The 25,589-nt window shown below is 67.4% G+C and carries 18 protein-coding genes; 11 read left to right on the top strand and 7 right to left on the bottom strand.

From position 1 onward, the window contains the following. Nucleotides 1–247: 247 nt before the first annotated feature. The 4 genes from ABNK63_RS14200 (at nt 248) to ABNK63_RS14185 (ending at nt 6,497) form a co-directional block, all read left to right on the top strand. The gene (locus ABNK63_RS14200) at nt 248–1,318 is read left to right on the top strand and encodes an aromatic ring-hydroxylating dioxygenase subunit alpha (RefSeq protein ID WP_350015990.1); all 1,071 of its coding nucleotides are present in this window, start codon (nt 248–250) and stop codon (nt 1,316–1,318) included. 48 nt (nt 1,319–1,366) lie between these two features. Next, on the top strand, nt 1,367–2,680 hold the full coding sequence (locus ABNK63_RS14195; RefSeq protein WP_007807555.1) for an amino acid permease: 1,314 nt from the start codon (nt 1,367–1,369) through the stop codon (nt 2,678–2,680). 5 nt (nt 2,681–2,685) lie between these two features. After that, entirely contained in the window at nt 2,686–4,740 is a 2,055-nt protein-coding gene (locus tag ABNK63_RS14190; protein ID WP_040673176.1) for an FAD-dependent oxidoreductase, read from the top strand. A 191-nt stretch (nt 4,741–4,931) separates the two neighbouring features. Continuing rightward, nucleotides 4,932–6,497, top strand: a complete 1,566-nt coding sequence (locus ABNK63_RS14185; RefSeq protein WP_350015989.1) for an NAD(P)/FAD-dependent oxidoreductase — start codon at nt 4,932–4,934, stop codon at nt 6,495–6,497. A gap of 238 nt (nt 6,498–6,735) precedes the next feature. Here ABNK63_RS14185 and ABNK63_RS14180 read toward each other — a convergent pair whose 3' ends face one another. Genes ABNK63_RS14180 through rfbB form a run of 5 tightly spaced genes read right to left on the bottom strand, consistent with a single transcriptional unit; the run spans nt 6,736 to nt 11,608 of the window. Continuing rightward, nucleotides 6,736–8,148 carry a mannose-1-phosphate guanylyltransferase/mannose-6-phosphate isomerase gene (locus ABNK63_RS14180; RefSeq protein ID WP_350015988.1) on the bottom strand — a complete coding sequence of 471 codons (1,413 nt, stop codon included), beginning with the start codon at nt 8,146–8,148 and terminating at the stop codon, nt 6,736–6,738. Nucleotides 8,149–8,164: 16 nt separating this feature from the next. After that, nucleotides 8,165–9,100 (bottom strand): dTDP-4-dehydrorhamnose reductase, encoded by a 936-nt coding sequence (gene rfbD, locus ABNK63_RS14175; protein ID WP_350015987.1) that lies wholly within the window; start codon nt 9,098–9,100, stop codon nt 8,165–8,167. Beyond that, nucleotides 9,097–9,654, bottom strand: coding sequence for a dTDP-4-dehydrorhamnose 3,5-epimerase (rfbC, locus tag ABNK63_RS14170; protein WP_007807564.1), 558 nt, complete (start codon nt 9,652–9,654; stop codon nt 9,097–9,099). The genes rfbD and rfbC overlap by 4 nt, the downstream gene beginning before the upstream one ends. Further along, complete coding sequence (gene rfbA, locus ABNK63_RS14165) at nt 9,651–10,541, bottom strand: glucose-1-phosphate thymidylyltransferase RfbA (protein ID WP_007807565.1); 891 nt, start codon at nt 10,539–10,541, stop codon at nt 9,651–9,653. Before rfbA ends, rfbC begins: the two co-directional genes overlap by 4 nt. Beyond that, nucleotides 10,538–11,608 (bottom strand): dTDP-glucose 4,6-dehydratase, encoded by a 1,071-nt coding sequence (gene rfbB, locus ABNK63_RS14160; protein ID WP_350015986.1) that lies wholly within the window; start codon nt 11,606–11,608, stop codon nt 10,538–10,540. Before rfbB ends, rfbA begins: the two co-directional genes overlap by 4 nt. 173 nt (nt 11,609–11,781) lie before the next feature. Here rfbB and ABNK63_RS14155 point away from each other — a divergent pair, with 173 nt between their 5' ends. The 6 genes from ABNK63_RS14155 to ABNK63_RS14130 are packed head-to-tail and all read left to right on the top strand — an operon-like array spanning nt 11,782 to nt 20,831. Then, nucleotides 11,782–12,636 carry an ABC transporter permease gene (locus tag ABNK63_RS14155; protein ID WP_202946800.1) on the top strand — a complete coding sequence of 285 codons (855 nt, stop codon included), beginning with the start codon at nt 11,782–11,784 and terminating at the stop codon, nt 12,634–12,636. Beyond that, the gene (locus tag ABNK63_RS14150; protein WP_157582075.1) at nt 12,614–13,996 is read left to right on the top strand and encodes an ABC transporter ATP-binding protein; all 1,383 of its coding nucleotides are present in this window, start codon (nt 12,614–12,616) and stop codon (nt 13,994–13,996) included. Before ABNK63_RS14155 ends, ABNK63_RS14150 begins: the two co-directional genes overlap by 23 nt. Continuing rightward, complete coding sequence (locus ABNK63_RS14145) at nt 13,986–15,617, top strand: class I SAM-dependent methyltransferase (protein ID WP_007807573.1); 1,632 nt, start codon at nt 13,986–13,988, stop codon at nt 15,615–15,617. The genes ABNK63_RS14150 and ABNK63_RS14145 overlap by 11 nt, the downstream gene beginning before the upstream one ends. After that, nucleotides 15,614–18,010, top strand: coding sequence for a glycosyltransferase family 2 protein (locus ABNK63_RS14140; RefSeq protein ID WP_007807574.1), 2,397 nt, complete (start codon nt 15,614–15,616; stop codon nt 18,008–18,010). Before ABNK63_RS14145 ends, ABNK63_RS14140 begins: the two co-directional genes overlap by 4 nt. 35 nt (nt 18,011–18,045) lie before the next feature. Beyond that, nucleotides 18,046–18,744: a hypothetical protein gene (locus ABNK63_RS14135; RefSeq protein WP_007807576.1), complete on the top strand. Its 699-nt coding sequence runs from the start codon at nt 18,046–18,048 to the stop codon at nt 18,742–18,744. Beyond that, nucleotides 18,741–20,831, top strand: coding sequence for a GSCFA domain-containing protein (locus tag ABNK63_RS14130; protein WP_157582078.1), 2,091 nt, complete (start codon nt 18,741–18,743; stop codon nt 20,829–20,831). Before ABNK63_RS14135 ends, ABNK63_RS14130 begins: the two co-directional genes overlap by 4 nt. 28 nt (nt 20,832–20,859) lie before the next feature. On the opposite strand, the gene ABNK63_RS14125 is transcribed toward ABNK63_RS14130, so the two are convergent. Both ABNK63_RS14125 and ABNK63_RS14120 read right to left on the bottom strand, forming a co-directional pair. Then, nucleotides 20,860–21,744 (bottom strand): class I SAM-dependent methyltransferase, encoded by an 885-nt coding sequence (locus ABNK63_RS14125; RefSeq protein WP_350015985.1) that lies wholly within the window; start codon nt 21,742–21,744, stop codon nt 20,860–20,862. Next, nucleotides 21,741–24,137, bottom strand: coding sequence for a CmcI family methyltransferase (locus ABNK63_RS14120; RefSeq protein ID WP_350015984.1), 2,397 nt, complete (start codon nt 24,135–24,137; stop codon nt 21,741–21,743). The genes ABNK63_RS14125 and ABNK63_RS14120 overlap by 4 nt, the downstream gene beginning before the upstream one ends. A 251-nt stretch (nt 24,138–24,388) precedes the next feature. Here ABNK63_RS14120 and ABNK63_RS14115 point away from each other — a divergent pair, with 251 nt between their 5' ends. Beyond that, entirely contained in the window at nt 24,389–25,555 is a 1,167-nt protein-coding gene (locus ABNK63_RS14115) for a PLP-dependent aspartate aminotransferase family protein (protein ID WP_007807584.1), read from the top strand. Nucleotides 25,556–25,589 lie beyond the last annotated feature (34 nt).

Genomic DNA, 25,589 nt, shown 5'->3' with positions numbered 1-25,589 from the left:
CACGCGGGGCGACGGTCCGGAGTGACGACAGCGGTACGGCGCCTGGCATGGAGGTAGCGGCCTCTCGCGGGGTTCGCCGCAATCTACAACCGAATCCGGCTGGTAGATAGTGGCACCGGCGGGCACGGCGCAGCTGCGGTTGCCGCCGGTTCGACACAAGCGCTAGGCTCAGCCGGACGCTTCCGCCGGGCCGGGCGGGTCGCATCGGCCGGTTGTTCGCGGCCATCCAACCGGGGGAAAGCAATCCATGCACACCGACACCGTCGTCGAACCGCTCGAACGGGCGCACGCCTTGCCGGCGCGCTACTACGCGGGGGAGGCGATGCTGGCGATGGAGCAGCGCGCGGTGTTCGGCCGCAGCTGGCAACTGGTGGCCCGGCAGGAACAGCTGGCCGAGCCGGGCGACCACGTGGTCGACCAGGTCGGTGGCGTGCCGCTGCTGCTGGTGCGCGGCCAGGACGGCGTGCTGCGGGCCTTTCCCAATGTCTGTCGCCACCGCGCCGGTCCGCTGGCGCTGTGCGACGGCAAGGGCGCGCGGGCGCTGCACTGCAAGTACCACGGCTGGACCTACACGCTGGAAGGCCAGCTGCGCAGCGCGCCGGAAATGCAGGACGCCGCCGACTTCCGCGTGGAGGAAATCCGCCTGCCGCCGTTGCGCGTGCACGAGTGGCAGGGGCTGGTGTTCGTGGCGCTGGACGCCGCCGTGCCGCCGTTCGAGGAAGTCCATGGCGGCATCGCCGAACGCATCGCGCCGATCGACCTGGCGGCGATGCGCTACCTGCGCCGCGACACCTACGACATCGACTGCAACTGGAAGGTCTACGTCGACAATTACCTCGAGGGCTACCACCTGCCGCACGTGCATCCGGGCCTGTCGAAGGTGCTCGACTACCGCGCCTACGACACCGAGCTGTTCGCCTGGTATTCGCTGCAGTCTTCGCCATTGCGCAACAGCACCGACATCTACGGGGACGGCGAGGCGTTCTATTACTTCGTCTACCCCAACATGATGCTCAACATCATGCCCGGCCGCCTGCAGACCAACCGCATCCTGCCGCTGGGCCCGGGGCGCTGCCGCATCGTGTTCGACTACTACTACGCGCAGGACGCCGCGGCGCAGGCGCGCATGGAGGCCGACCGCAGCTTCAGCGACGAGGTGCAGAACGAGGACATCGGCATCTGCGAGGCGGTGCAGCGGGGACTGGCCTCCGGCGCGTACACGCCGGGCCGGCTCAACCCGAAGCGCGAAAGCGGCGTGTGGCATTTCCAGAACCTGTTGCGCGCGGCCTATGCGGGGCCGGCCGGCGAATCTGCATGAGTCCGTCGCCGCATGCGCTGCCACCGAAGCGGACAGGCGCACGTCGGGATGCGTGACCGCAGCCGGATCGGCTTCTGGACCTGCTCCGCGCTGGTGGTCGGCAACGTGATCGGCATGGGCATCTTCCTGCTGCCCTCGTCGCTGGCGCCGTTCGGTTTCAACGCGCTGATCGGCTGGGGCATCACCCTGTTCGGCTGCCTCACCCTGGCGCGGGTATTCGCGCATCTGTCCGCGGCGCTGCCTGCTGCCGATGGCCCCTACGGCTATGTCCGCGACACGCTGGGCGAGCTGCCGGCCTACATGTCGATGTGGGCGTACTGGGTGTCGCTGTGGCTGACCAACGCGGCGCTGGCCACCGGCGTGGTGGGCTACGTCACCGTGGTGATGCCGGCACTCGGCGTCATTCCGCCGGTATGGTTCGCGCTGGTGCTGGTGTGGCTGTTCACCCTGGTCAACCTGCTCGGCGTGCGCACCGGCGGCATCGTGCAGATCGTCACCACCACGCTGAAGCTGCTGCCGATGCTGGCAATCGCCGTGCTTGGCGGCTGGGTGTTGCTGAACTCGCCGGGCAGCTATGCGGCCCATCCGCCGACTACCCCGGTGACGCTTGGTGGCGTGATGGCGGCTTCCACCATCGCGTTGTTCGCGATGCTGGGCATCGAATCGGCCAGCATTCCGGCCAGCCGCGTGGACAACCCCGGCCGTACCATTCCGCGCGCCACGATGACGGGCGCGGTGGTGGTCGCGCTGATCTACGTCGTGGTGTCGACGGTGCCGCTGCTGTTGCTGCGGCAGGACGTGCTGGCCAACGCCAGCGCGCCATTCGCGCTGCTGATGGACACGTTCGGCCACGCCGGGTCGGGTCGCTGGCTGGCGCTGTTCGTGGTGATCAGCGGACTCGGCGCCCTCAACGGCTGGACCCTGCTGGCCGGACAACTGACCCGCACCATGGCGGACAACGGCGTGCTGCCACCGTTGCTTGCGCGCAGCAATCGCCATGGCGCGCCGGTTGCCGCCTTGCTGATCACCGCGACGCTGGCCTCGGTGATGGTGTGGATGAGCTACAGCAGTTCGCTGGTGGCGGCATTCACCTTCATCACCCTGATGGTGACGGCGGCGAACCTGCCCTTGTACCTGGCCTGTGCGCTGGCGCTGGCGGTACTGTGGCGGCGGGGCGTGCCGGGCTGCAGCGGGCGCCGCGTGCTGCTGGTGGCGGGCATCGGCTTGGCGTATGTGGTATTCGCCTTCGTCGGCATCGGCGGCGGACCGTTCGTGTATGCGCTGGGCCTGATCGCCGCGGGCCTGCCGCTGTATGTCTTCATGCGGTGGCGGCGCAAGCCGGTCGCCGCCACCGAGGCCTGAGCACCATGCGCGACCCCCGCTACGACATCCTGTTCGAACCGGTGAAGATCGGCCCGGTCACCGCGAAGAACCGCTTCTTCCAGGTGCCGCACTGCAACGGCATGGGCCACGCGATGCCGCTGGCCCATGCGGCGATGCGCGAGATGAAGGCCGAGGGCGGCTGGGCGGTGGTCTCCACCGAGGAGTGCGAGATCCACCCCAGCGGCGATCTCACGCCGTACGTGGAAGCGCGGCTGTGGGATGACCGCGACATCCCCGCGCTGGCACTGATGTGCGACAAGGTGCATGCGCACGGCGCGCTGGCTGCGCTGGAACTCACCCACAACGGGCCGACGGCGTCGAACCTGTATTCGCGCGAAGTGCTGATCGCGCCGTCGCACCAGCCGACCAAGTACGGCTACCCGCACCAGGCGCGGGCGATGACGAAGCACGACATCCGCGAGTACCGCCGTTGGCATCGCGAGGCGGCGATCCGCGGCAGGCGCGCGGGCATGGACATCATCTACGTCTATGCGGCGCACGACCTGTCGCTGGCGATGCACTTCCTGCAGCGCCGGCGCAACCAGCGCAGCGACGAATACGGCGGCTCGCTGGAGAATCGCGTGCGGCTGCTGCGCGAGGTGCTCGAGGACACCAAGGACGCGGTGGGCGACACCTGCGCCGTCGCGCTGCGCTTTGCCACCGAGGAGCTGCTGGGCCCGGGCGGCGTCGAACGGGCCGAGGCCAGGGAGATCGTGGCCATGCTGGCCGAGCTGCCCGACCTGTGGGACGTGAACGTGGCCGCCTGGTACAACGATTCGGTGCCCTCGCGGTTTGCCGCGGAAGGTGCGCAGGAGCCGTTCATCGACTTCGTCAAGCAGACCACCAGCAAGCCGGTGGTGGGCGTGGGCCGCTTCACCTCGCCCGACACCATGGTCTCGCAACTGAAGCGCGGCGTGCTCGACATGATCGGCTGCGCGCGCCCGTCGATCGCCGACCCGTTCCTGCCGCGCAAGGTCGAGCAAGGCCGCGTCGACGACATCCGCGAATGCATCGGCTGCAATATCTGCGTTTCCGGCGACATGACCATCTCGCCGATCCGCTGCACGCAGAACCCGACCATGGGCGAGGAGTGGCGCAAGGGCTGGCATCCCGAACGTATCGCACCGAAGCGCTCGGCGGCGCGCGTGCTGGTGGTCGGTGGCGGGCCCGCCGGACTGGAAGCGGCGCGCGCGCTTGGCCAGCGCGGCTACGAAGTGAGCCTGGCCGAGGCGCGCAAGGAACTCGGCGGTCGCGTCACCCGCGAAGCGCGCCTGCCGGGGCTGGCCGAATGGGCGCGCGTGCGCGACTGGCGCGTCGGCCAGATCCGCAAGCTGGCGAATATAGCCGTCTATCTCGATTCCGTGCTCACGGCGCAGGACGTGCTCGATTTCGGCGCCGAGCACGTGGTGATCGCCACCGGTTGCCACTGGCGCCGCGACGGCTACGGCCGCAGCCACGGCGCAGCCATCGACGGCTTCGTCGACGGTGCGCGCATCTACACCCCCGACGACCTGATGGACGGCCATCTGCCCGAGGGCCGCGTGGTGGTGTTCGACGATGACGGTTTCTACCACGCGGGCATCGCGGCCGAAGCCTTGCGCCTGCGCGGTTGCGAAGTGGCGTATCTGACGCCGGAGGACAGCGTCGCGCCATGGAGCCAGCACACGCTGGACTACCGGCACATCCGCAAGCGGATGGCCAAGCTCGGCATCGAGGCGATCGTGTCGCACGACATCGTCGGCTACGCCGGCAGCACGCTCGTCCTCGAAAACGTGTGGGACCACCAGCGCCGCGCGCTGGCCTGCGACGCCGTCGTCACGGTCACCGCCCGCCTGCCCGACGATGCGCTGTACCAGGAGCTGTTGCGGCGCGAGTCCGATTGGCCTGCCGCCGCCCTGCAATCGCTGCGCTGCATCGGCGACGCCGAGGCGCCGGGCCTGATCGCCCACGCGGTCTATGCGGGACATCGCTACGCCCGTGAGCTGGAAGAGCCGGCCGCGGTCGGCGTCCCGTTCAAACGCCATTTCCATATCGAATGACGATCGCGCAGGCGCACGGGCGCATCGCGGTTGCCGGCGGGAGTGGCCCCGGGATACCTGTCGTTGCAATCGATGCGGTGGCAGATTCGGCGTAGGCTGCGCCCGTGCGCGGGGGTGTACCGACTGGGGGTAAGACGATGGCTCGGACGGCGCTGGTCGATGTGTTGCGGCGGGCCGCGGCGATTGCGGCCGTGTCCCGGAGTACGGGCGAGCCGCTGGACGAGGCGATTGCGCGCGAACGCAGCTTGCGGGTGGATCATGCGCGGCGCCGATTCCTGCGGCAATCGGCGGTGGCTTCCGCGGCGCTGATGCTGGGTGCCTGCGCACGCGTGCCGATGCCCCTTCGCGCCACCGGCACGGATGAAGTGGTGGTGGTCGGCGCCGGCGTGGCCGGGTTGACCTGCGCGCACCGGCTGCGCCAGGCCGGCGTGCCGGTGCGCGTGTACGAGGCACAGGAGCGCATCGGCGGGCGCATGCTCAGCCTGCGCGGCCACTTCGCCGACAACCAGGTGTGCGAACTGGGCGGCGAGCTGATCGACACCGGCCACGTGCATGTCCGCGCGCTGGCCTGTGAGCTGGGCATCGAACTGGACGACCTGTCGCGCGATCCCACGGCTGCGCTCGGCGACATCTGGTTCTGCCATGGTCGGCGTTACGGCGAGGACGACATCCTGCGCGAATTCGCGCCGCTGGCCGCGGCGATCGCCCGCGACGCGGCGACCTTGCCAGAGGAGGAAATCACCGCAGCCACGCCCGGCGGCGCGCAGCGACTGGATCGCGAAACGATCACGCAATGGCTGGATCGCCAGGGCGCCAGCGGCTGGCTGCGCACCCTGATCGAGGTGGCTTACACGACGGAGATGGGACTGGACTGCGACGAACAGTCCGCGCTGAATTTCCTCACCTTCATTGATCCGGGTCGGGACCACTTCCGCATTTTCGGCGAAAGCGACGAGCGCTTCCACGCGCGCGGCGGCAACGACCTGATCGTGCAGCGCTTGGGCGCCGGACTGGCCGACGCCATCCACACTGGCAGCGTGCTGGAATCGCTCGGCCAGGGCGCCGATGGCCGCTACGTGCTGGGCTTCAAGCGCGATGCCGGCGCATTCGAGGTGCGCGCGCAACGGGTGGTGTTGGCCTTGCCCTTCACCACGTTGCGCCGCGTACGCATCGACGCGGCGTTGCCGGCGGTGAAACGCCGTGCGATCGCCGAACTCGGTTATGGCACCAACGCCAAGCTGATGATCGGCTTCAACGAGCGGGTCTGGCACACGCGCCACCAGAGCGGTGGCGCCATCTATGCCGACCTGCCGCTGCAGACCACCTGGGAAACCAGCCGCATGCAGCCTGGTACGGCCGGCATCCTGACCAACTTCACCGGCGGGCGGCATGGCGTCGAGCTGGGAAGCGGCAGCGCGAAGCAGCAGGCTGCCGCCGCCGTGCAACAACTGGAAGCGGTGTTCCCGGGACTGTCCGCGGCGAGGGACGGGGCGCGCGAGGCGCGCATGCACTGGCCCACGTTCCCGTGGACCCTGGGCAGCTACGCGTGCTTCCTGCCAGGCCAGTGGACCGGCATCCGTGGCGCCATCGGCGAGCGCGTGGGCAACCTGCACTTCGCCGGCGAGCATTGCGCGTTCGACAACCAGGGCTTCATGGAAGGTGGCTGCGAGACCGGCGAATGGGCGGCCCAAGCCGTGATGCGCACCGCCGGGACGGGCTCCTGGCCCGCGTCGGCGACGTGCGCGCAGACGGCCTGAACGACGTGGCGGTCGGCAGCCATGGGGCAATTCGAGCTTGCCGTTTCAGCGAATCCGTGGCCCGCTGCCGCAGCGGCCGTCGCGCTCAGAGCCTGGGAAGAAAACCACTTCCTGTGGTTTTCTTCCATCGCACGTCCGGTACGTGCCCGGACGTGCTCACGCGAGTCAGTCACTTGCGCGACCGATCCGCGTCCGGCCATCCATGGCCGGGCTTCGAGGTTGAAAAAATCACAACCTTTCAGACCCGCCCGTAGACGTCGTCGAAACGCACGATGTCGTCCTCACCCAGATAGCTGCCGGACTGCACCTCGATCAGTTCCAGCACGACCTTGCCGGGGTTGCGCAGGCGGTGCTTGCTGCCCAGCGGGATATACGTGCTCTGGTTCTCGCCGAGCAGGAACACCTTGTCGTCGCAGGTGACCTCGGCGGTGCCGGAGACCACGATCCAGTGCTCGGCGCGATGATGATGCTTCTGCAGGCTGAGCGAAGCGCCGGGCTTGACCTGGATACGCTTGACCTGGAAGCGCTCGCCTTCCTCCAGCGAATCGTAATTGCCCCAGGGGCGGTGCACCACGCGATGCAGCGAGTGTTCGCTGCGGCCGGCGGCCTTCAGTTGCTCGACGATCTTCTTCACGTCCTGCGCGGCGTCGCGGTGGGCCACCAGGGTCGCGTCCGGCGTGGTCACCACGATCAGGTCATCGACGCCCACGGTGGCCAGCAGGTGGCGCTCGTGCGAGCGCAGCAGCGAACGATGCGTGTCCACCGCCAGGGTGTCGCCTTCGCGCAGGTTGCCGTCGGCGTCCTTGTCGCCGGTCAGCCACAGCGCCGACCACGAACCGATGTCGCTCCATGCGCAGCTGACCGGGATCACCGCAGCGCGGCGGGTCTTCTCCATCACGGCATAGTCGATCGAGTCGTCGGGCACCTTGGCGAACGCGTCACGGTCGATGCGCACGAAGTCCAGATCGACCGTGGCTTTCGCATGCGCCATGCGCACCGCTTCCAGCATCGCCGGCGCGTGCGCGGCCAGCTCCTCCAGGTAGCGCGCGGCCTTGAACAGGAACATGCCGGAGTTCCAGTCGTAGCCGCCATCGGCCAGGTAGGACTGGGCGGTGGCCAGGTCGGGCTTCTCGACGAACTGCCCGACGCGATAGCCGTGGCGGTCGATCGCGTCGGCGCGGCGGATGTAGCCAAAGCCGGTTTCCGGCCGGTCCGGGCGAATGCCGAACGTCACCAGCCAGTCCTGCGCCGCCAGTGGCTGCGCCTGTCTTACGGCCTCGACGAAGGCGTCGGTGTCGCCGATCAGGTGATCGGCCGGCAGCACCAGCAGCATGGCCTCGGGGTCGCGTTGCAAGGCCTGCAAGGCACCCAGCGCGATCGCCGGCGCGGTGTTGCGGGCCAGCGGTTCCAGCACGATGCTGGCATCCCTGATGCCGGCCTCCAGCAACTGGTCGGCGGCGAGGAAGCGGTGATCCTCGCTGGCCACCACGATCGGCGCGGCGACGTCGGGCAGCTGGCGGGTGCGCGCGATGGTCTGCTGGAACAGCGTGCCCTTGCCGGCGAGCGCGAGGAATTGCTTGGGCAGGTTCTTGCGCGAGACGGGCCAGAGCCGGGTGCCGCTGCCACCGCTGAGGATGAGGGGAATCAACATGGTGGCAGGATCTCGTTCAGTGCATGGATGAGGCAAGCTGGCGCACGACATCGCGCAAGCCCTGCGTCCAGTCCGGCAGGGCAAGGCCAAAATGCCGCTGGAAACCGCCATTGTCCAGCAGCGACCAGGCCGGACGCACGGCCGGCGTGGGGAATTCGCTGCTGTCGATCGCGAGCACGCGAGGCGCGCGTGCCAGCAGGCCGTGGGTGGTGGCCTCGGCGAAAATCGCGCTGGCAAAACCGTGCCAGGTCGTCGCGCCGCTGGCGACAAGATGATGGGTGCCGGCCAGTGCATCGCGTTGCACACGATCCGACGACAACCAGCGATCGAGTGCGGCGAGTGTTCCGTCCACGATCAAGCCGGTGTCGGTGGGTGCGCCGTGCTGGTCGGCCACCACGCGCAGCTCGTCGCGTTCGGCGCCCAGGCGCAGCATGGTGCGCAGGAAGTTGTGGCCGTGCGCCGCGTAGACCCAGGCGGTGCGGAAGATGAAGTGGTCGGCGCCGCTGTCGCGCAGCGCGAGCTCGCCGGCCAGCTTGCTGCGGCCATAGGCGCCGAGCGGGCCGGTGGCTGCATCGACCGCGTACGGCTGCGACTGCCGACCGTCGAACACGTAGTCGGTGGAGTAGTGGATCACCAGCGCGCCACGGGCCGCGGCCCACTGGCCGAGCACGCCCACCGCCTCGCCGTTGACGCGGGTGGCCAGGGCCTCCTCCTGCTCGGCGCGATCGACCGCGGTGTAGGCGGCGGCGTTGACGATCACGTCGGGCTGCACGCGGTCGAGCAGGGCGGGCAGGGATGCGGGGCTCGACAGGTCGGCGAACTCGCCGTGGCCGCCGCCGGCCAGCACGCCATCACGACTGGCGGCGACCAGCTCGCCACGCGCGGCGAGGCCGCCGTGATCGAGCAGGCTGCGGCCGAGCTGGCCGTTGGCCCCGAGCAGCAGGAACTTCATGCCACGTAGACCGGCAGGCGCTCCGCTGGCACGTCGGCGAGCAGGGGCGTCTTGCCGTCCTTGTCCGACAGCAGCGGCGAGCTGATCGGCCAGTCGATGCCGAGCGCGGCGTCGTTCCAGCGGATGCCCGCGTCGGCCCTGGGGTCATACAGCGCGGTGCACTGGTAGCTGAAGGTGGCGAACTCGGACAACACGCAGAAGCCGTGCGCGAAGCCTTCAGGCACCCAGAAATGGCGATGGTTGTCGGCCGTCAGCATCACGCCGATCGACTGACCGAAAGTGGGCGAGCCGCGGCGGATGTCCACCGCCACGTCATAGACCTCGCCTTCGAGCACGCTGACCAGCTTGCCCTGCGGATTCGGCCACTGGTAATGCAGGCCGCGCAACACGCCGCGCGCCGAGCGCGACACGTTGGACTGCACGAAGCGGTGATCGACGCCGGCCTCCTGGTACTTCGCCTCGTTGTAGCTTTCGTAGAAGAACCCGCGGGCATCGCCGAACACCTGCGGTTCGAGGATCAGTGCGCCGGGCAGGCTGGTCTGGATCACCTTCATCGGGCGTGTCCCTCGCGCACCAGGCCCTGCAGGTACTGGCCGTAGCCGGTCTTGGCCAGCGGCGCGGCCAGGCCCAGCAGCTGCTCGTCGTCGATCCAGCCGTTGAGGTGGGCGATCTCCTCCGGGCAGCAGACCTTCAGGCCTTGCCGGTTCTCGATCGTCTCGATGTAGTTGCCCGCTTCCATCAGCGATTCGTGGGTGCCGGTGTCGAGCCAGGCGAAGCCGCGGCCGAGCTGCTCCAGGTGCAGCGAACCGTCGTCGAGGTAGCAGCGGTTGAGGTCGGTGATTTCCAGTTCGCCGCGCGGCGACGGCTGCAACGCCGCGGCGTAGTCGCAGACGCGGGCGTCGTAGAAATACAGTCCGGTGACGGCGTAGTGCGATTTCGGTGCGGCGGGCTTTTCCTCCAGCCCGACCACTTTTCCGTCGGCGTCGAATTCCGCCACGCCGTAACGCTGCGGGTCCTTCACCCAGTAGCCGAATACGGTGGCGCCGTGTTCGCGCGCCGCGGCACGCTTGAGGCGCTCGGTGAAACCGTGGCCGTAGAAGATGTTGTCGCCCAGCACCAGGCAGCTCGGCTTGCCGTCGACGAAATCACGGCCGATGGTGAACGCCTGGGCCAGCCCGTCCGGCGACGGCTGCACCGCGTAGCGGATGTCCAGGCCCCACTGCGAGCCGTCGCCCAGCAGGCGCTGGAACATCGCCTGCTCGTGCGGCGTGTTGATGATCAGGATCTCGCGGATGCCGGCCAGCATCAGCGTGGCCAGCGGGTAGTAGATCATCGGCTTGTCGTACACCGGCAGCAACTGCTTGCTGATCGCGCGGGTGATCGGGTGCAGCCGGGTGCCGGAACCTCCGGCGAGGATGATGCCCTTCCGGGTGCTGCTCATGAGCCGAGGCGCTCCATGCGATAGCTGCCGTCGAGCACGCGCTGGCTCCACGACTGGTTGGCGAGATACCAGTCCACCGTCTGCGCGATGCCGGTCTCGAAGTTGTGGGTCGGTCGCCAGCCCAGTTCGTCCTGCAGCTTGCTCGAATCGATCGCATAGCGGCGATCGTGGCCGGGGCGATCCCTGACGTAGGTGATCAGCGATTCGCGCGGGCGCCCGTCCGCCAGGGGCTGGCGAGCATCGAGCAGGGCGCAGATGGTCTTCACCACGGTGATGTTCTCGCGCTCGGCATTGCCACCCACGTTGTAGGTCTCGCCCAGGCGGCCGGCGTCCAGCACGCGGCGGATCGCGCTGCAGTGATCGCCCACGAACAGCCAGTCGCGGATGTTCTTCCCGTCGCCGTAGACCGGCAGGGGCTCGCCGGCCAGCGCCTTCTGGATCACCAGCGGGATCAGCTTCTCGGGGAACTGGTACGGCCCGTAATTGTTCGAGCAGTTGGTGGTCAGCACCGGCAGCCCGTAGGTGTGGTGGAACGCCCGCACCAGGTGGTCGGAGGCGGCCTTGGACGCGGAGTACGGAGAGTTCGGCGCGTACGGCGTGGTCTCGGTGAACTTGCCCTCGGCGCCCAGCGAGCCGTAGACCTCGTCGGTCGACACGTGCAGGAAGCGGAAGCCGTCGCGGGCAGCGCCCTCGAGGCCGCGCCAGTAGTCGCGGGCGCATTCGAGCAGGCCCAGCGTGCCCACCACATTGGTCTGCACGAACTCGGCCGGGCCGTCGATCGAGCGGTCCACGTGCGACTCGGCGGCGAAATTGACGATGGCGTCGGGCCGGTGCTCGGCCAGCAGTTTCGCCACCAGTTCACGATCGCCGATGTCGCCCTGCACGAACACGTGCCGCTCGTTCCCGTCCAGCGAGGCAAGCGTGTCGGGGTTGCCGGCGTAAGTGAGCTTGTCCAGGTTCACCACGCGCAGACCATCGGCGATGGCCTGCAGGACGAAGTTGGCACCGATGAAACCGGCTCCGCCGGTGACCATGAGCAGGGGGACGTGACTGGATGGGCTGTTCATCGGGCCTTCTTTGGTGTCATATGGGCATACATCCGCGAGCGAATGGTGGATCGGCGAAACGTCATGCGCGAACCCGTGGCTGGCTCCGCCAGCATGAGGCGTTTGCCCCGATAGTTTGCCATTGATGGAGGCAAGTAAGGACGCTGCCGGCGGGACGGGTTCATTGAGGGTTGATGTCGCGCGTGCATGGCGTGGTGTCCGAAGCAGCATCTGGAGAGACGATGGAATTGGCAAATCTGTCCCTGCCGCGCCGCCTCTGGGCGCGGCGAGACGTGTTCTGGGAACTGGCCCGACGCGACGTGGAAGGGCGTTACAGCGGATCCTTCCTGGGGCTGCTCTGGTCCTTCATCAATCCGTTGCTGATGCTGGCCGTCTATACCCTGGCCTTCCGTGTTTTCCTCGGCATGCGCTGGCCCGGCATGAAGTCCGGAGTCGATTTTTCGCTGATGATCTTCTGCGGCATGATCATCCACTCGCTGCTGGCCGAGTGCCTGATGCGGGCGCCGTCGGTGATCGTTTCGCAGAGCAACCTGGTGAAGCGGGTGGTTTTCCCGCTGTCCATCCTGCCGTGCGTGATGGTCGCATCGTCCCTTTTCAACGCGGCGCTGAGCCTGCTGGTCCTGCTGTTGTTCGTGCTGCTCTCGCAGCATGCGATTCCTGTCGTGGTGCTGTATCTGCCACTGGTGTACGCGCCGTACGTCCTCCTGCTTTGCGGCGTGAGCTGGTTGATGGCTTCGCTCGGTGTGTTCATCCGCGATATCGCCCAGGTGGCCGGCGTGCTTTCGGCGATGCTGATGTTTCTCAGCCCGGTCTTCTATCCTGCCTCGACCCTGCATGAGCCGTATCGTGACTGGCTCGCGTTCAATCCGTTGACCCTGATGATCGAACAGACGCGCCAGATCGTCCTGTTCGGTCAGCCGCCGGACTGGGCAGCACTGGGCACCTACACCCTGGTGGCGATCGCCGTGGCGCTGTTCGGCTTTGCCTGGTTTCAGCGCACGCGCGATGGATTCGCCGATGTCCTCTGAAACCGTCCCCATGCCGGGCACCGCCGTCGACGTGGCGATCGAGGTGCGTGGGCTGGGCAAGTGTTACCAGCTCTACGACAAGCCGGTGCACCGGATGTGGCAGAGCCTGCTGGGTGGTAATCGACGCTTCTACCGTGAGTTCTGGGCCCTGCGCGAGGTGGACTTCGAGGTTCATCGCGGGGAGACCCTTGGCATCGTCGGTCGCAACGGCGCCGGCAAATCCACCTTGCTGCAGCTGATCGCCGGGACGCTCAAGCCGACCGAGGGGCGCGCCGGCATCCATGGCCGGGTGGCGGCGCTGTTGGAACTGGGCAGCGGATTCAATCCCGACTTCACCGGTCGCCAGAATGTCTATCTGAACGCCGCCATCCTGGGCCTGAGCCGCGACGAGATCGATGCCCGCATCGAGCACATCCTCGCCTATGCGGAGATCGGCGACTTCGTCGACCAGCCGGTGCGCAGCTACTCCACCGGCATGGTGATGCGGCTGGCGTTCTCGGTGGTGACGCACGTGGACGCGGACATCCTCATCATCGACGAAGCGCTGGCCGTGGGCGATGCGTTCTTCATGCAGAAGTGCATGCGTTACCTGCGTGAGTTCCGCAAGCGGGGCACCATGCTGTTCGTCAGCCACGATGGCAGCGCGGTGACCAGCCTGTGCGACCGCGCGATCTGGCTCGAACACGGCCGGGTGCAGCAGATCGGCACGGCACGCAAGGTGATGGAAGCCTACATCGAGGCCTCGCTGGTCGAACGGCAGCACGGGATCGGGGCGCAGGGGCATAAGCTGCAGGAACGCCCCCAGCCTTCGACCCGACGCCAGGTCGATCCGCGTCAGGAGCTGATCGACCGCTCCGCGTTGCGCAACGACATGAAAATATTCCCCTTCCAGCCGGAGGAGGACGGCTTCGGCGAGTGCAAGGTCCGCATCGTGCATGTCTCGATCTGCAACGAGCAGGGACGCGATGTCGCCCTGGTACTGGCCGGTGAATGTGTGACGCTCCGGATCGAGTTGATCGCCGATGAAGCCCTGGACAATGCGATCACCGGGTTCTACGTGAAGAACCGTCTGGGGCAGCTGATGTTCGGCGACAATACGGCCATCAGCCACGGGGGCGACTTCGCGGTCAGCGCGGGGCAGCGGTTTTGCGCCAACTTCCAGTTCGTGATGCCGCGGCTGATACCCGGGGAATATTTTGTGGCCGCAGGTGTTTCCGAGGGAACGCAGGAGCAGCACGTCGTGCAGCACTGGCTGCATGAAGCGCTGCGTTTTACCGCCGAGGGTGGTTCCATGGTAGCCGGACTGATCGGCATACCGATGCTGGACATTCGTGTTGAACGGTTGACTGATGACGCCTGACTTTCTCCTCGAAGAGCATCCACTGCTTCTGCTGAACCCGCGTCTGGTGCCACCGTATGGATGGGCTGGCCACATTCCGTTCGCCTTCCTGGCGGTCGACCTGCTGCGCCCGCGTACCCTGGTCGAACTCGGCACGCATTCGGGCAACTCCTACATGGCGTTCTGCCAGGCCGTGCGGGCGCTTGAGCTGGACTGCCGTTGCAGCGCCGTCGATACCTGGCAGGGCGACGCCCATGCGTTGCACTATGGAGAACAGGTCTATCAGGCGTTGCGCGCGCGGCATGATCCGCTCTACGGCGACTTTTCGCGGTTGCTGCGTGCACGCTTCGACGATGCGGTCGGGCAGTTTGCCGAGGGGAGCATCGACCTGCTGCACATCGATGGGCTCCATACCTACGATGCCGTGCGTCACGATTTCGAGACCTGGCTGCCCCGGCTGAGCGAACGCGCGGTGGTGCTGTTGCACGATACCGGGGAACGTGGGCGCGACTTCGGCGTGTGGCGCTTTTTTGACGAACTGGCCGCGCGCTACCCGTCTTTCGCGTTCGAACACAGCCATGGCCTCGGCGTGGTGGCGGTGGGTGCACGGATCCCGCCGTCATTCGCCGCGTTCATGCGCAGGGCAGCGGAAGCACCGCAGGCCGTGCGGGGATTCTTTGCCGCGCTGGGCGGCAAACTGGTCGACGCGGATGGCCATCCGGTCGAGGGAACGCCGGTCGAGGCGCCGCCACCCGGCACGCATCTGTACTACCGCCGGCGTGACGAGAGCTACGACGAAAGCCGCATGGTCTCAATGGCACCGGATGCGCTCGAGGGCGTGCTGGACCTGCAATTCCGGCTGCCCGCGGACACCACGCCGGACTACCTGCGGATCGATCCGGCGGACCATCCCGGCATCTACGGATTGGGTCGTGTCGCGTGGCGCGCGCAAGCTGACGAAGCGTGGCATGAATTGAGCGGCTTGCCCGGCCGGCTGGGGCATGTGCACGGCGAGTTGCTGCCATCGCAGGCGACACATGGCGTGCGTCTGGCCAGCTTTGACAGCGATCCCCATCTTGAATTCGAGATCGGCAGCGCGCTGCCGCAGCGACTTCCCGGCGAATGGCTGGAGGTCGCGATCCGGGTCGAGTACGAAGTGGTGATCGATCGTCCGGCGCTTCATCGCCTGCTCGAGCGGCAATCGGAATCGATCGTCGAAATGGTGCATCTGTCGCGTGAGCGGATCGATGTGCAGAACCTGTTGCGCGAGTTTGCCGGCCAGCGGGAGCAGTTGCTGGCCATGAGCGGCGAATTCGGACAACAAGGCCAGGCCCTGCGGGAGCAGTCCGCCGAACTGGCCGAACGGCGGCAGCAGTTGCAGCACCTCCTGCTGGGGTTCTCGCACCAGCGCGAGCAGCTGCAGGGGCTTGCCTCCAGCCTGGCCCAGCAGCAGGCCCAGCAGCAGGTCCGGATGGACGAGGCAGCAGCGGTCAGGAGCGAACTCGAAGTGCTGGTGAAGCAGTCGGCCCGGCAACAGCTCGACACGCAAGCGGCGCTCGAACGCCTGCAACAGGGGGTGGATGCGCTTGCCGCGCGGGGCTTCGTTGCGCGGATGCGCAGGCTGCTGGGACGCGCGCGATGACTTCGGGCGGCGAACCCCGGATCGAGCGCGGCGGCTTGCTGCGCAGGCTTTTGCGGCGCCTGCGCCGCGCGGCGCGGCATCTGCACGGGCCAGCCGTTGCGCTGCGCCCGCTGCATCAGCTGCAGCCGATCGAGGAGGTGCAGGGCGGCTGGCAGTCCGACGGCAACGACCCCCAGTTCGAGTGCGTGAGTCAGCGCTTCCCGGTCCGGGCGGGCTGGTACCTGCTGTCCATCGAGCTGGAAGATCTGGATGGCGACCGGCTGGAGCCGACCCTGTACTTCGACTATGGATGGGGCATGCATGAGGACTGGTCGCTGCGCCTGGGCTTCTTCGACCCCGGCCGGAGGCGGCACAGCGGCGTGGTGTTGCTGACGCACGACATCCATCGCCTGCGGCTCGATCCGGCCAGTGAACCATGCAGGCTGCGCGCGCGGAACATGAGCCTGGTGCGACTGGGCCGAATTGCAGCCAGCTGGCACATGTGGCGTTCGGTGGCCGAAGCACACGAAGCGCAGGGCGGGCAGGTTGGTGCCCTCCGGCGCGAAGCCTGGGCCGAGTTGCGCCAGCGCGGTGGCCGTCGCGCCTTCGCGAGCTGGCTGCATGGACGCTATACCCGGCGCGGCGGCAAGGCACCGACTTACGAGCGCTGGCTTCGGCTCTACGACCGGCAGCCAGCGCCTGCTTCGCGAGCCGGCAATCCGCTGATCTCCATCCTGCTGCCGACCTACAACACGGCGGAAGTCTGGTTGCGCCGCTGCCTCGACAGCGTGCTGGCGCAGACCAGTCCCGACTGGGAGCTGTGCGTGGCCGACGATGCCTCCGCTGAGCCCCAGGTTCGCAACGTGCTGGAGGAGTACGCCGCGCGCGACCCGCGCATCCAGATCCACTGGCGCGAATGCAACGGGCATATCTCGGCGGCCTCGAACAGCGCGCTGGCGCTGGCGACCGGCGACCATGTCATCCTGCTCGATCACGACGACGAACTGCACCCGCAGGCGATCGCCACGGTCAGCGAGGCGCTGCGCGAGCATCCGCAGTGGCAGATGGCCTACTCCGACGAAGACAAGATCGACGCCGAGGGCCGGCGCTACGATCCGTATTTCAAGCCGGACTGGAATCCCGACCTGCTGTGCGGGCACAACTGCGTCAGCCATCTGGGCGTCTATTCACGCGAGCTGCTGACCAACCTGGGCGGGTTCCGCGAGGGCCTGGAGGGCAGTCAGGACTGGGATCTTGCGCTGCGTTGCAGCGAGCAACTGCGGCCCGACCAGATCGGGCACATCCCGATGGTGCTGTATCACTGGCGCGCCATCGACGGCTCCACGGCGCAGGGCGTGGATCAGAAGGGCTACGCGCACACGGCGGGGCTGCGCGCAGTGCAGGAGCACTTTGCGCGGCAGGGGCTGGCCGCCGAGGTGCACGAGATCGAAGGCATTCATGGCGCCTTCCGGGTTCGCCATCCGTTGCCCGAGCCGGCACCGCGGATCAGCATCATCGTGCCGACGCGGGACCGGATCGACCTGCTGCGCCGCTGCGTGGAATCGATTCTCCAGCGCACGACCTATCCGGACTATGAAATCGTGGTGGTAGACAACCAGTCCGTCGAGCCGGCCTCGATCGCCTACTTTGCCCGGCTCGCGGCGCTGCCGAATGTAAGCGTGCGCGCGCATGACCGGCCATTCAACTATTCGGTCATCAACAACGAGGCGGTGCGCGAGTGCGCTTCCACGCTGGTGTGCCTGCTCAACAATGACATCGAGGTGATCACCCCGGACTGGCTGGAGGAACTGGCCAGCCACGCCATGCGCCCCCACGTGGGCGCGGTCGGCGCGATGCTGTATTACCCGGACGACACGATCCAGCACGCAGGGGTCGTGACGGGGGTGCATGGAGTTGCGGCGCATCCTTACTGCGGCATGCCGCGCGGGCATTCGGGGCAGATGGCGCGTGCACGACTGACCCAGACGATGAGCGCCGTGACCGCCGCCTGCCTGATGGTGCGACGCGAGGTCTACCAGCAGGTGGGTGGTCTGGACGCCACGTTGCAAGTGGCCTTCAACGACGTGGATTTCTGTCTGCGCCTGCGCCGGGCCGGTTTCAGCAACGTGTGGACGCCTCATGCCGAGCTGTACCATCACGAGTCCGCCTCGCGGGGACACGAAGACACGCCGCAGAAGCAGGCACGCTTCGAGCGCGAGGTGGGTTTCATGCGCCAGCGCTGGGGTGTCGAGCTTGAACGGGACCCGGCGTACAACCCCAACCTGACCCTGCGCGGCGAACCGTTCACGCTGGCCTTCCCGCCACGGGACTGGCGCCAGGCGAAGCCCGGGGTGCAGCTTCCTGGCGAGGCCGCGCACCAGCCCAGGGCGCACGCCGGTACTCCGGTGCACTGATGGCCGGGTCGGGAGCCTGTCGATTGGAGGAGTCCATGCCACTGCTGTGCATAGGCCACAGCCATCTTGCGTGCGTGACGCGCGCCGCCGTCACTGCGGGGGTCCCGCTGCGCGCGTTCAACTTCTGGGACTTGCCCGGAGCGATCGTCAACGATGGCGGCCAGCCGCGATTCGCCGAAGACATCCGCGAGGCGCTGATCGGACACGCCGGTCCCGTGTTCTCCTTCGTGGGCGGCGGGGCGCACGTGGTGCTTGGCATGCTGGTGCATCCGCGGCGTTTCGATTTCGTGCTGCCCGACGAGCCGGACCTGGCCCTCGACCCGGCGGCCGAAGTGTTGCCGGCCACCGCGGTCAGGCGGATTCTGCAATCCATGACCGACGAATATCTGACCCTGATGGGCGAGGTTCGCCGGCTGGCCAGCGGGGCGATGTTCCACATCGAGCCGCCACCGCCCTCGGCCGACGCCCTGCGCATGCATGCCGACGTGCCGTGGGTGATGTTTCCGGACCGCTGCAGGGAAATTTCACCCGCGGCGTTGCGCTACAAGCTGTGGCGGCTGCACTCGCAGATTCTCCGCGCATGGTGCAGCGGCAACGGCGTCACTTTTGTCGAGGCACCGGCCGGGACGAGTGACGCCGACGGCTTCATGCTTGACGGCTATTATGGCGACGGTGCACATGCGAATGATGCTTACGGTGAACTGGTGCTGGCGCAGATGAGGCAACGGGCGTGACCCATCCCTATGCTTCCGCACCGGATCGGCAACGATGGAGTCGGGCGATGGCCGGCCGCGAGCTTGCCGTCATCGATCCTGTTTTGCCGCCGCCCTGGCGGATCGGCAGCGATGCGAAGATCGTCACGGCCGGCAGTTGCTTCGCCCAGCACGTGGCGCGTCACCTGCGCGACCAGGGTTACCCCCTGTTCGAGACGGAGCCGGCGCATCCGCTGATGCCGGCAAGGCTGGCCGAGGCGTATGGCTATGGCGTCTACGCCGCGCGTTACGGAAACATCTACACCTCGCGCCAGTTGCTGCAGTTGTGGCGACGGGCGACCGGACGGATGCAACCGGTCGAAGATTGCTGGCAGCAGGACGGTGGCTGGTTCGATCCGTTCCGGCCCACGATCCAGCCGGGCGGGTTCAGCTCGATGCGCGAGTACACCGAGGATCGCCGGCAGCATTTTGCCGCGGTTCGCCGCGCCTTCTCGGAAATGGACGTCTTCGTGTTCACGCTGGGGCTCACCGAGTGCTGGGTTTCCCGCCTCGATGGTGCGGCCTATCCGGTGTGCCCCGGTGTCGCCGCGGGGCGCTTTGACGCCGAACGGCACGTGCTGGTCAATCTGGGTGTGCAGGAGGTAGTGGAGGATCTCCGCGCCTTCATCAGCGAGGTGCGCGCGATCAATCCGCGCCTGCGCCTGATCCTGACCGTCTCGCCGGTTCCGCTGGCGGCCACCGCCGAGTCGCAGCATGTACTGGCAGCGACGACGTATTCCAAATCCGTGCTGCGGGTGGCGGCGGAGACCCTGGCGCGGCAGGACGGGGCCTACTACTTTCCTGCCTACGAAATCATCACTGCAGGTGGCGGCGAATACCTCGCGCCGGACCGCCGCACCATTCTTGAGCCGGGCGTGCGGCGGGTCATGGAACTCTTCTCGCAACATGTGCTGGACGGCACCGGTTCGCCCGCCGTGCCGCCCGAAGAGGATGACTTCCTGTCGCAGAGCCGGCGGTTAGTCGATGTCCTCTGCGACGAACAACGACTGGATCCGTCCACTGGAGAACTCCCGATGAACGCGCCTGACTCGCCCGATGCGGCGTTGAACTTCGCCGATGCATGCCGGGCGCAGGGACATCACGACGAGGCCATCGCCTGTCTGACCGCTGCCCGTCGCCGGCATCAGGATGCACGCCTGGAGCGTCTCCTCGCGACCTGCCGCTTCGAGGCCTACCAGGCCGGGGTGCCTGTTTCCACCGTGCCCGATCGCTGGGCCGGAGATGCCGCGGACCGCTTCGAGCACGTCGAGGGCATTCCCGAAGTGCAGGCCGGCGAGCTCGACGCCCGCACGGTGGCAGCCGGCGTCCGCAAGCACGGCGCATTGCTGGTGCGTGGCCTGTTCGATACGGCGACAGCCGCGATGCTGGCTGAAGGCGTCAAGCGGTCACTGGATGCCTGCCAGGCCTGGCACGATGGAGGCCAGGGCGAGTTTCCCGACACCTGGTACTCCCGCCTGGCGCTGCCCGCCGATTGCGAACTCGGCGTGGCCCGTCCCTGGGTCGAGGGCAACGGCGGCGTCTGGCTGGCAGACTCCCCGCGCATGCTCTATGAACTCACCGAGCTGCTCGAGCGCCGGGGCATCACCCGCGTGGTGTCCGACTATTTCGGCGAGCCCGCGATGATGTCGGTGGGCAAATCCACCTTGCGTTGCGTGCCCAGCACCATCCGGGCATCGGACTGGCACCAGGACGGCGCGTTCATGGGCACCGAGATCAGGAGCCTCAACATCTGGATGGCGTTGTCGCCCTGTGGGGTCGAGGCTTCCGGCCTGGAGGTGCTCCCGCAGCGCGTGGATCGCATCCTGCCGACCGGCAGCCATGGCGCCAGCTTCGACTGGTCGGTGGGGCCGGAAATGGTCCGCCAGGTTGCCGGGGCCGGTGGCACCAGGAGTCCGCAATTCGAACCCGGCGACGCCCTGTTGTTCGACCACTTCTTCGTGCACCGTACCGGCATCCCGGCCGCGATCAGCCGGGATCGCTACGCGATCGAGTCATGGTTCTTCGCGCCCACGGCGTACCCCGCCAACCAGGTGCCGCTCCGGCTGTAGGCGCGGCATGGCCTGACCGGTCGCCGCTTCAGTCGATGCCGGCGACCGCCCGGTTCTCCAGTTGGGCGATGCGCTGTTGCTGCGCATCGATCAGCGCGCGGGCGCGTTCCAGCGCCTCGGTGCGGCGGGTCAGGCAGGCCTCTGCCCGGCACAGCATCGCGCGCAACTGGATGCAGTCCGATTCCAGCGCCTTGCTGGCTTCCAGCATGGCGTCGCCGCCGAAGAAGCCGTCGATCAGTGATTGCAGCGCAGGCGTCATGCGCGGCGCCGGCACCACGATGGCCAGGCCGTTGAAGAACGGCAGCTTGCGCAGGCTCCATTCGGTGGACGAACTGGCGATGAAGTCCTCGATGGCCGTGAGTACGCCGTTGCGTGGCCCGCCCTCATGCGTGGCATTCGCCAGCCAGCCATTGACACCCTGCTCGGTCAGTTCGGACTGGTCCGGGAGCATGCCCTTGTAGCTGTAAGGGTGCCGCTGCCAGCCGTCGAGGTCGTCCGGGCTGTAATACATGTCGCGTCGCGCATACGGCCAGGCCGCGTCGTGGCACAGCACGATGGGCGGGAGCTTGCCGCATTGCTCGGCGCGCGCCTGCAGCAGGTTGAGTTCGCTGAACACCGTAGCCCAGTTGTGATCCCCGTCGACCAGCGCGATGTCGGGTGCTTCCAGTTGCGGAATGGCGGCCAGGCTCTTCAGCGCGAGAAAGCGGTATTCCGCTGGACCGAACCTGGCCAGTTCCTCGCGCAGGCTCGGCAGCGGCGCCGGATCGATGATGTCGGCATGCGCGCCGTTGTCACGGCAGAACGCCAGGATCTGGCGGGTGTTCCAGCCGTATTCGGCGCCGATCTCCATGATCTGCCGGGGCTGCACCGTCTCGAAGATCGGACGGATGTAGCGCTGCCAGAAACGATTCATTGCATGTTCTCCAGATCCAGGGGCGTGTCGGTGCCGAGCTCGTCCAGCGCGGCATCGTAGCTGGCTGCGTTGACGCCGCCGCCGATCTTGCGCAGGTAGCCATAGGGGCAGGTGGTGATCAGCTGTCGCGTCCAGCTGCGGTCGATGACGAACATCGGGTTGCCTTCGCTGAACTCGCGCAGGGTCTTGTAGTGCTGCCGCGTCGAGTAGCCCAGCCAGGGCTGGCCGAAAACCGTGCCCACGCAGATCATGTACGAGCGATGGGAAACCAGTTTCCCCCACGTTGCCAAGGTGTCGCCGTTGAAGCGGCCCGCATCGCCGGCGGCGTGCAGCACCAGCACGGTCTCGGCCGTGCCGGCCCAGAGCCGGGCCGCGGTCGGGGCGGCGGCATCCGCAGGCGTGCCGACCATGCCGGTGATCCGGGCGGACGTCGCCACCGCGTCGTCCGCCACGTGCAGGATGCGCGCGCCCCCGATCCCGGCGGCCTGCAGCACGCTGTCGAGATAGGCGATCAGGCCTCGCTCCACGCCCACGCCGATCACGGCATCGGGCCGGATCTGATGGATGATGTCCTGCAAGCTGTTCAGGTCGGCCGGCGCCATGCCGGTGGGCTGGCCCAGCCAGCGCACATCGCGCTGCAGACCGCATTCGGCATACACGGACAGCAGGTGCGATTGGGCGCCGTCATCGAAGTGGGCGGCCAGCTTGCCCGGGCGCACTTCGTCGGTGACGCCCAGTCGCATCGGCATCAGCGTGCGCTGGCGCATGCCGGTGGCGAACTCGGAACGCAGCTGGCCACGGAAGGTGAGCTGGCCCCGCTCGATCATGGCGAAGTCTTCGCCGCGCAGCGTGCGGTAGGCCGTGGCATAGGCGCGCACGCGCAAGTCCTTTTCGACGTCATCCACATTGGTGGTGGTGCCGCCGTGGAACTGGTGGAAGGTGGCCTCGCCGATGGGTGCGACCAGTGGTGCGGAGGCAGCCGTGCAGGTCCGACGCCACAGGTCGAGGTTGGCGAACCCGCCACCAGGCTGATCGAAAGCCTCGTCGAAGCCGCCGATGCGGTCATACAGCTCCGTGGGCAGCATCAGGCAGTTGCTCTCGCTGAGGCCGTCGAACCAGGGCTCGGGGTTCTCGCTCATCGGCGTGCCGATGCGGAACAGGTCATAGCCGTTCAGAGGCCAGCGGATGCGTTCGAACAGCTTGTCTTCCTGCTCACGGCTGTAGCCGACCAGGGTCAGCCAGCGCTGGTCGCCGCCGATGAACCAGTGGCGCACCGCGACCACCGCGCCGGCATGCTCGCGCCAGGCCTGGCGCGCCTCGCGAAATATGCCGGGGCTGAGTACGTGGGCGCCATCGATCATCACCGCCAGATACTTGCCACGCGCCGCCAACGCGGCCTCGTTGAGCGCACCGCAAGGCGAGGCGTGCTGGCGGCTTGGCCGCACCAGCCGGAATTCCGGGCCAAAGCTGGCCACCCAGTCGGGGTCGAGCGGCGGTTGCGAACCGTTGTCGATGCACAGAACTTCATAATCGAGATCCGCGGAATCGGCCTGATAGGCGCGGGTCAGCGAGGTGAGCGTGCGCGCCGCTTCACGCTGCATGTTGTAGAAGTTGACGACGACGGACAGCGTGAGCGGCTCCGCGACCACCTGGCGCGACAGCGGAGGCGGCAATTTCGCGCGGGTGGCGAGTTTCTCCGGCGAAGCTGGCGAGGTCATCGCCCGGAACGGCATGGCCAACGGCGACGCCTCTTCGTCGGCGAGGCACAACCGCAGCTCGTGCAGGCGGTCGTCGCGAAGTTCGTCGGGAAGCGCTTGATCGAAGCCGCAGCAACCGTCGCCCTGATGCAGTTCGGCAATGTCCGGCCGCCACTGATTGGCCGCAAAACGCATCCATTCGCGGCTGCCTTCGCGAAGCACCAGGTTCGGCGATGCCTGGGTGCCGTCTGTCCAGCGCAGCCATCCGCGGATACGCGCGGGCCCGCACTGATCCAGCGACCCGTGCAGGCCCGGTCGGTGCAACGGGATGGGCAGGATGTCGCTGTTTTCGGCAGGCGCGGCTGCAGGCATCACCACCGGGCTGCCGACCAGTGGCTGGACGCCGGATGCCTCCACCGCAACGACTTCCAGCGCAGTGCCGGGTTCGGGCAGCGTCGCCTCCAGACGAAGCGCAAAGGCGCAATAGCCGTTGCGCTTCCCGGCGGCGACGAGATCGGCACGCATGGTGTCGGCCTCGCCGCGGCACAGCACGGCGCCGTGGGCGCGCACTTCGATGCTGGCCGCTCGCACCGGATCATCCGGGAACCAGGCCCAGCCGTGCACGGTGTGATTGGTGACGCCGTCCACGACCCCCTCCAGCAGCAATGCGGACGGGAAAGTGATTGGGCTGTTCATCATCAACGGGTCTCGACTGGAACGAAAGCCCCTCGACGAGTCAGGTCGACGAGGAAGGCTGCGAAAGCCAAAGATCGCGTGTCCCGGTGCGATGTGCAATACGCGAGCGCATGCTCGACGCAAAATTCACGCATTCCCATCCGTAAGCTTCGATGAATGGATGCACCCGTCGAGGTTCGGCAGGGTGCGCCGCGACGAGTAAGATAGCGGCTTTGCCAGCAGATCCCGCCCCGGGGATATCACGGATCATCATGAACAAACGCAGCAAGCAAGCCCCGCACGGCCTCGGCACCCGCGCCATCCACGCCGGCCAGCATCCTGATCCGAGCACCGGCGCGATCATGACGCCGATCTACGCGACCTCGACCTACGTGCAGAAGAGTCCCGGCGTGCACCAGGGCTACGAGTATTCGCGCACGCAGAACCCGACCCGGATGGCGTATGAGCGCTGCGTGGCGGATCTGGAAGGCGGCGTCGCCGGCTTCGCCTTCGCGTCGGGACTGGCCGCCGCGGCGACCGTGCTGGACCTGCTCGATTCGGGCAGCCACGTGATCGCGATGGACGACCTGTACGGCGGCACCTACCGCCTGTTCGAGAAGGTGCGCCGGCGCTCGGCGGGGCTGGACTTCAGCTTCGTCGACCTGAATGACACCGCGGCGATGAAGGCGGCGCTGAAGCCGAACACCAGGATGATCTGGGCGGAAACGCCGACCAACCCGATGCTGAAGCTGGTCGACCTGGGCAAGGTTGCCGCATTCGCCAAGAAGCACGGCCTGATCCTGGTGGTCGACAACACGTTCTGCTCGCCGATGGTGCAGCGGCCGCTGGAATACGGCGCCGACCTGGTGCTGCATTCGGCCACCAAGTACCTCAACGGCCATTCGGACATGGTCGGCGGCATCGTGGTCGCCGGCAACAGGGAACTGGCCACGCAGATGGGCTTCCTGCAGAACTCGGTCGGTGCGGTGGCCGGCCCGTTCGATGCGTTCCTCGCCATGCGCGGGCTGAAGACCCTGCACCTGCGCATGAAGGCGCATTGCGACAGCGCGCTGGAGCTGGCCAAGTGGCTGGAAAAGCATCCCGCCGTGGAGCGGGTGATCTATCCGGGCCTGAAAAGCCATCCGCAGCACGCGCTGGCGAAGCGCCAGATGCACGGTTTCGGCGGCATCATCACGATCGAGGTGAAGGGTGGCCTGAAGAAGGCCCGTCGCATGCTGGAGCGCTGCGAACTGTTCGCGCTGGCCGAGTCGCTGGGCGGCGTCGAAAGCCTGATCGAACATCCGGCGATCATGACCCACGCCTCGGTGCCGGCAGCCAACCGCAAGCGGCTGGGCATCAGCGACGGGCTGATCCGGCTGTCGGTGGGCGTGGAGGACCTGGTGGATCTGCGCGAGGAACTGCAGCGATGCCTTGCCTGACGGTTTCTGCGCGGGGTTTCGTCAGCAATCCTGG

This window comes from Rhodanobacter sp. IGA1.0 (assembly GCF_040208325.1).
GTDB lineage: Bacteria > Pseudomonadota > Gammaproteobacteria > Xanthomonadales > Rhodanobacteraceae > Rhodanobacter > Rhodanobacter spathiphylli.
The sequence above is the reverse complement of the archived record's forward strand: the minus strand, read 5'-3'. Positions and strand labels throughout refer to the sequence as shown.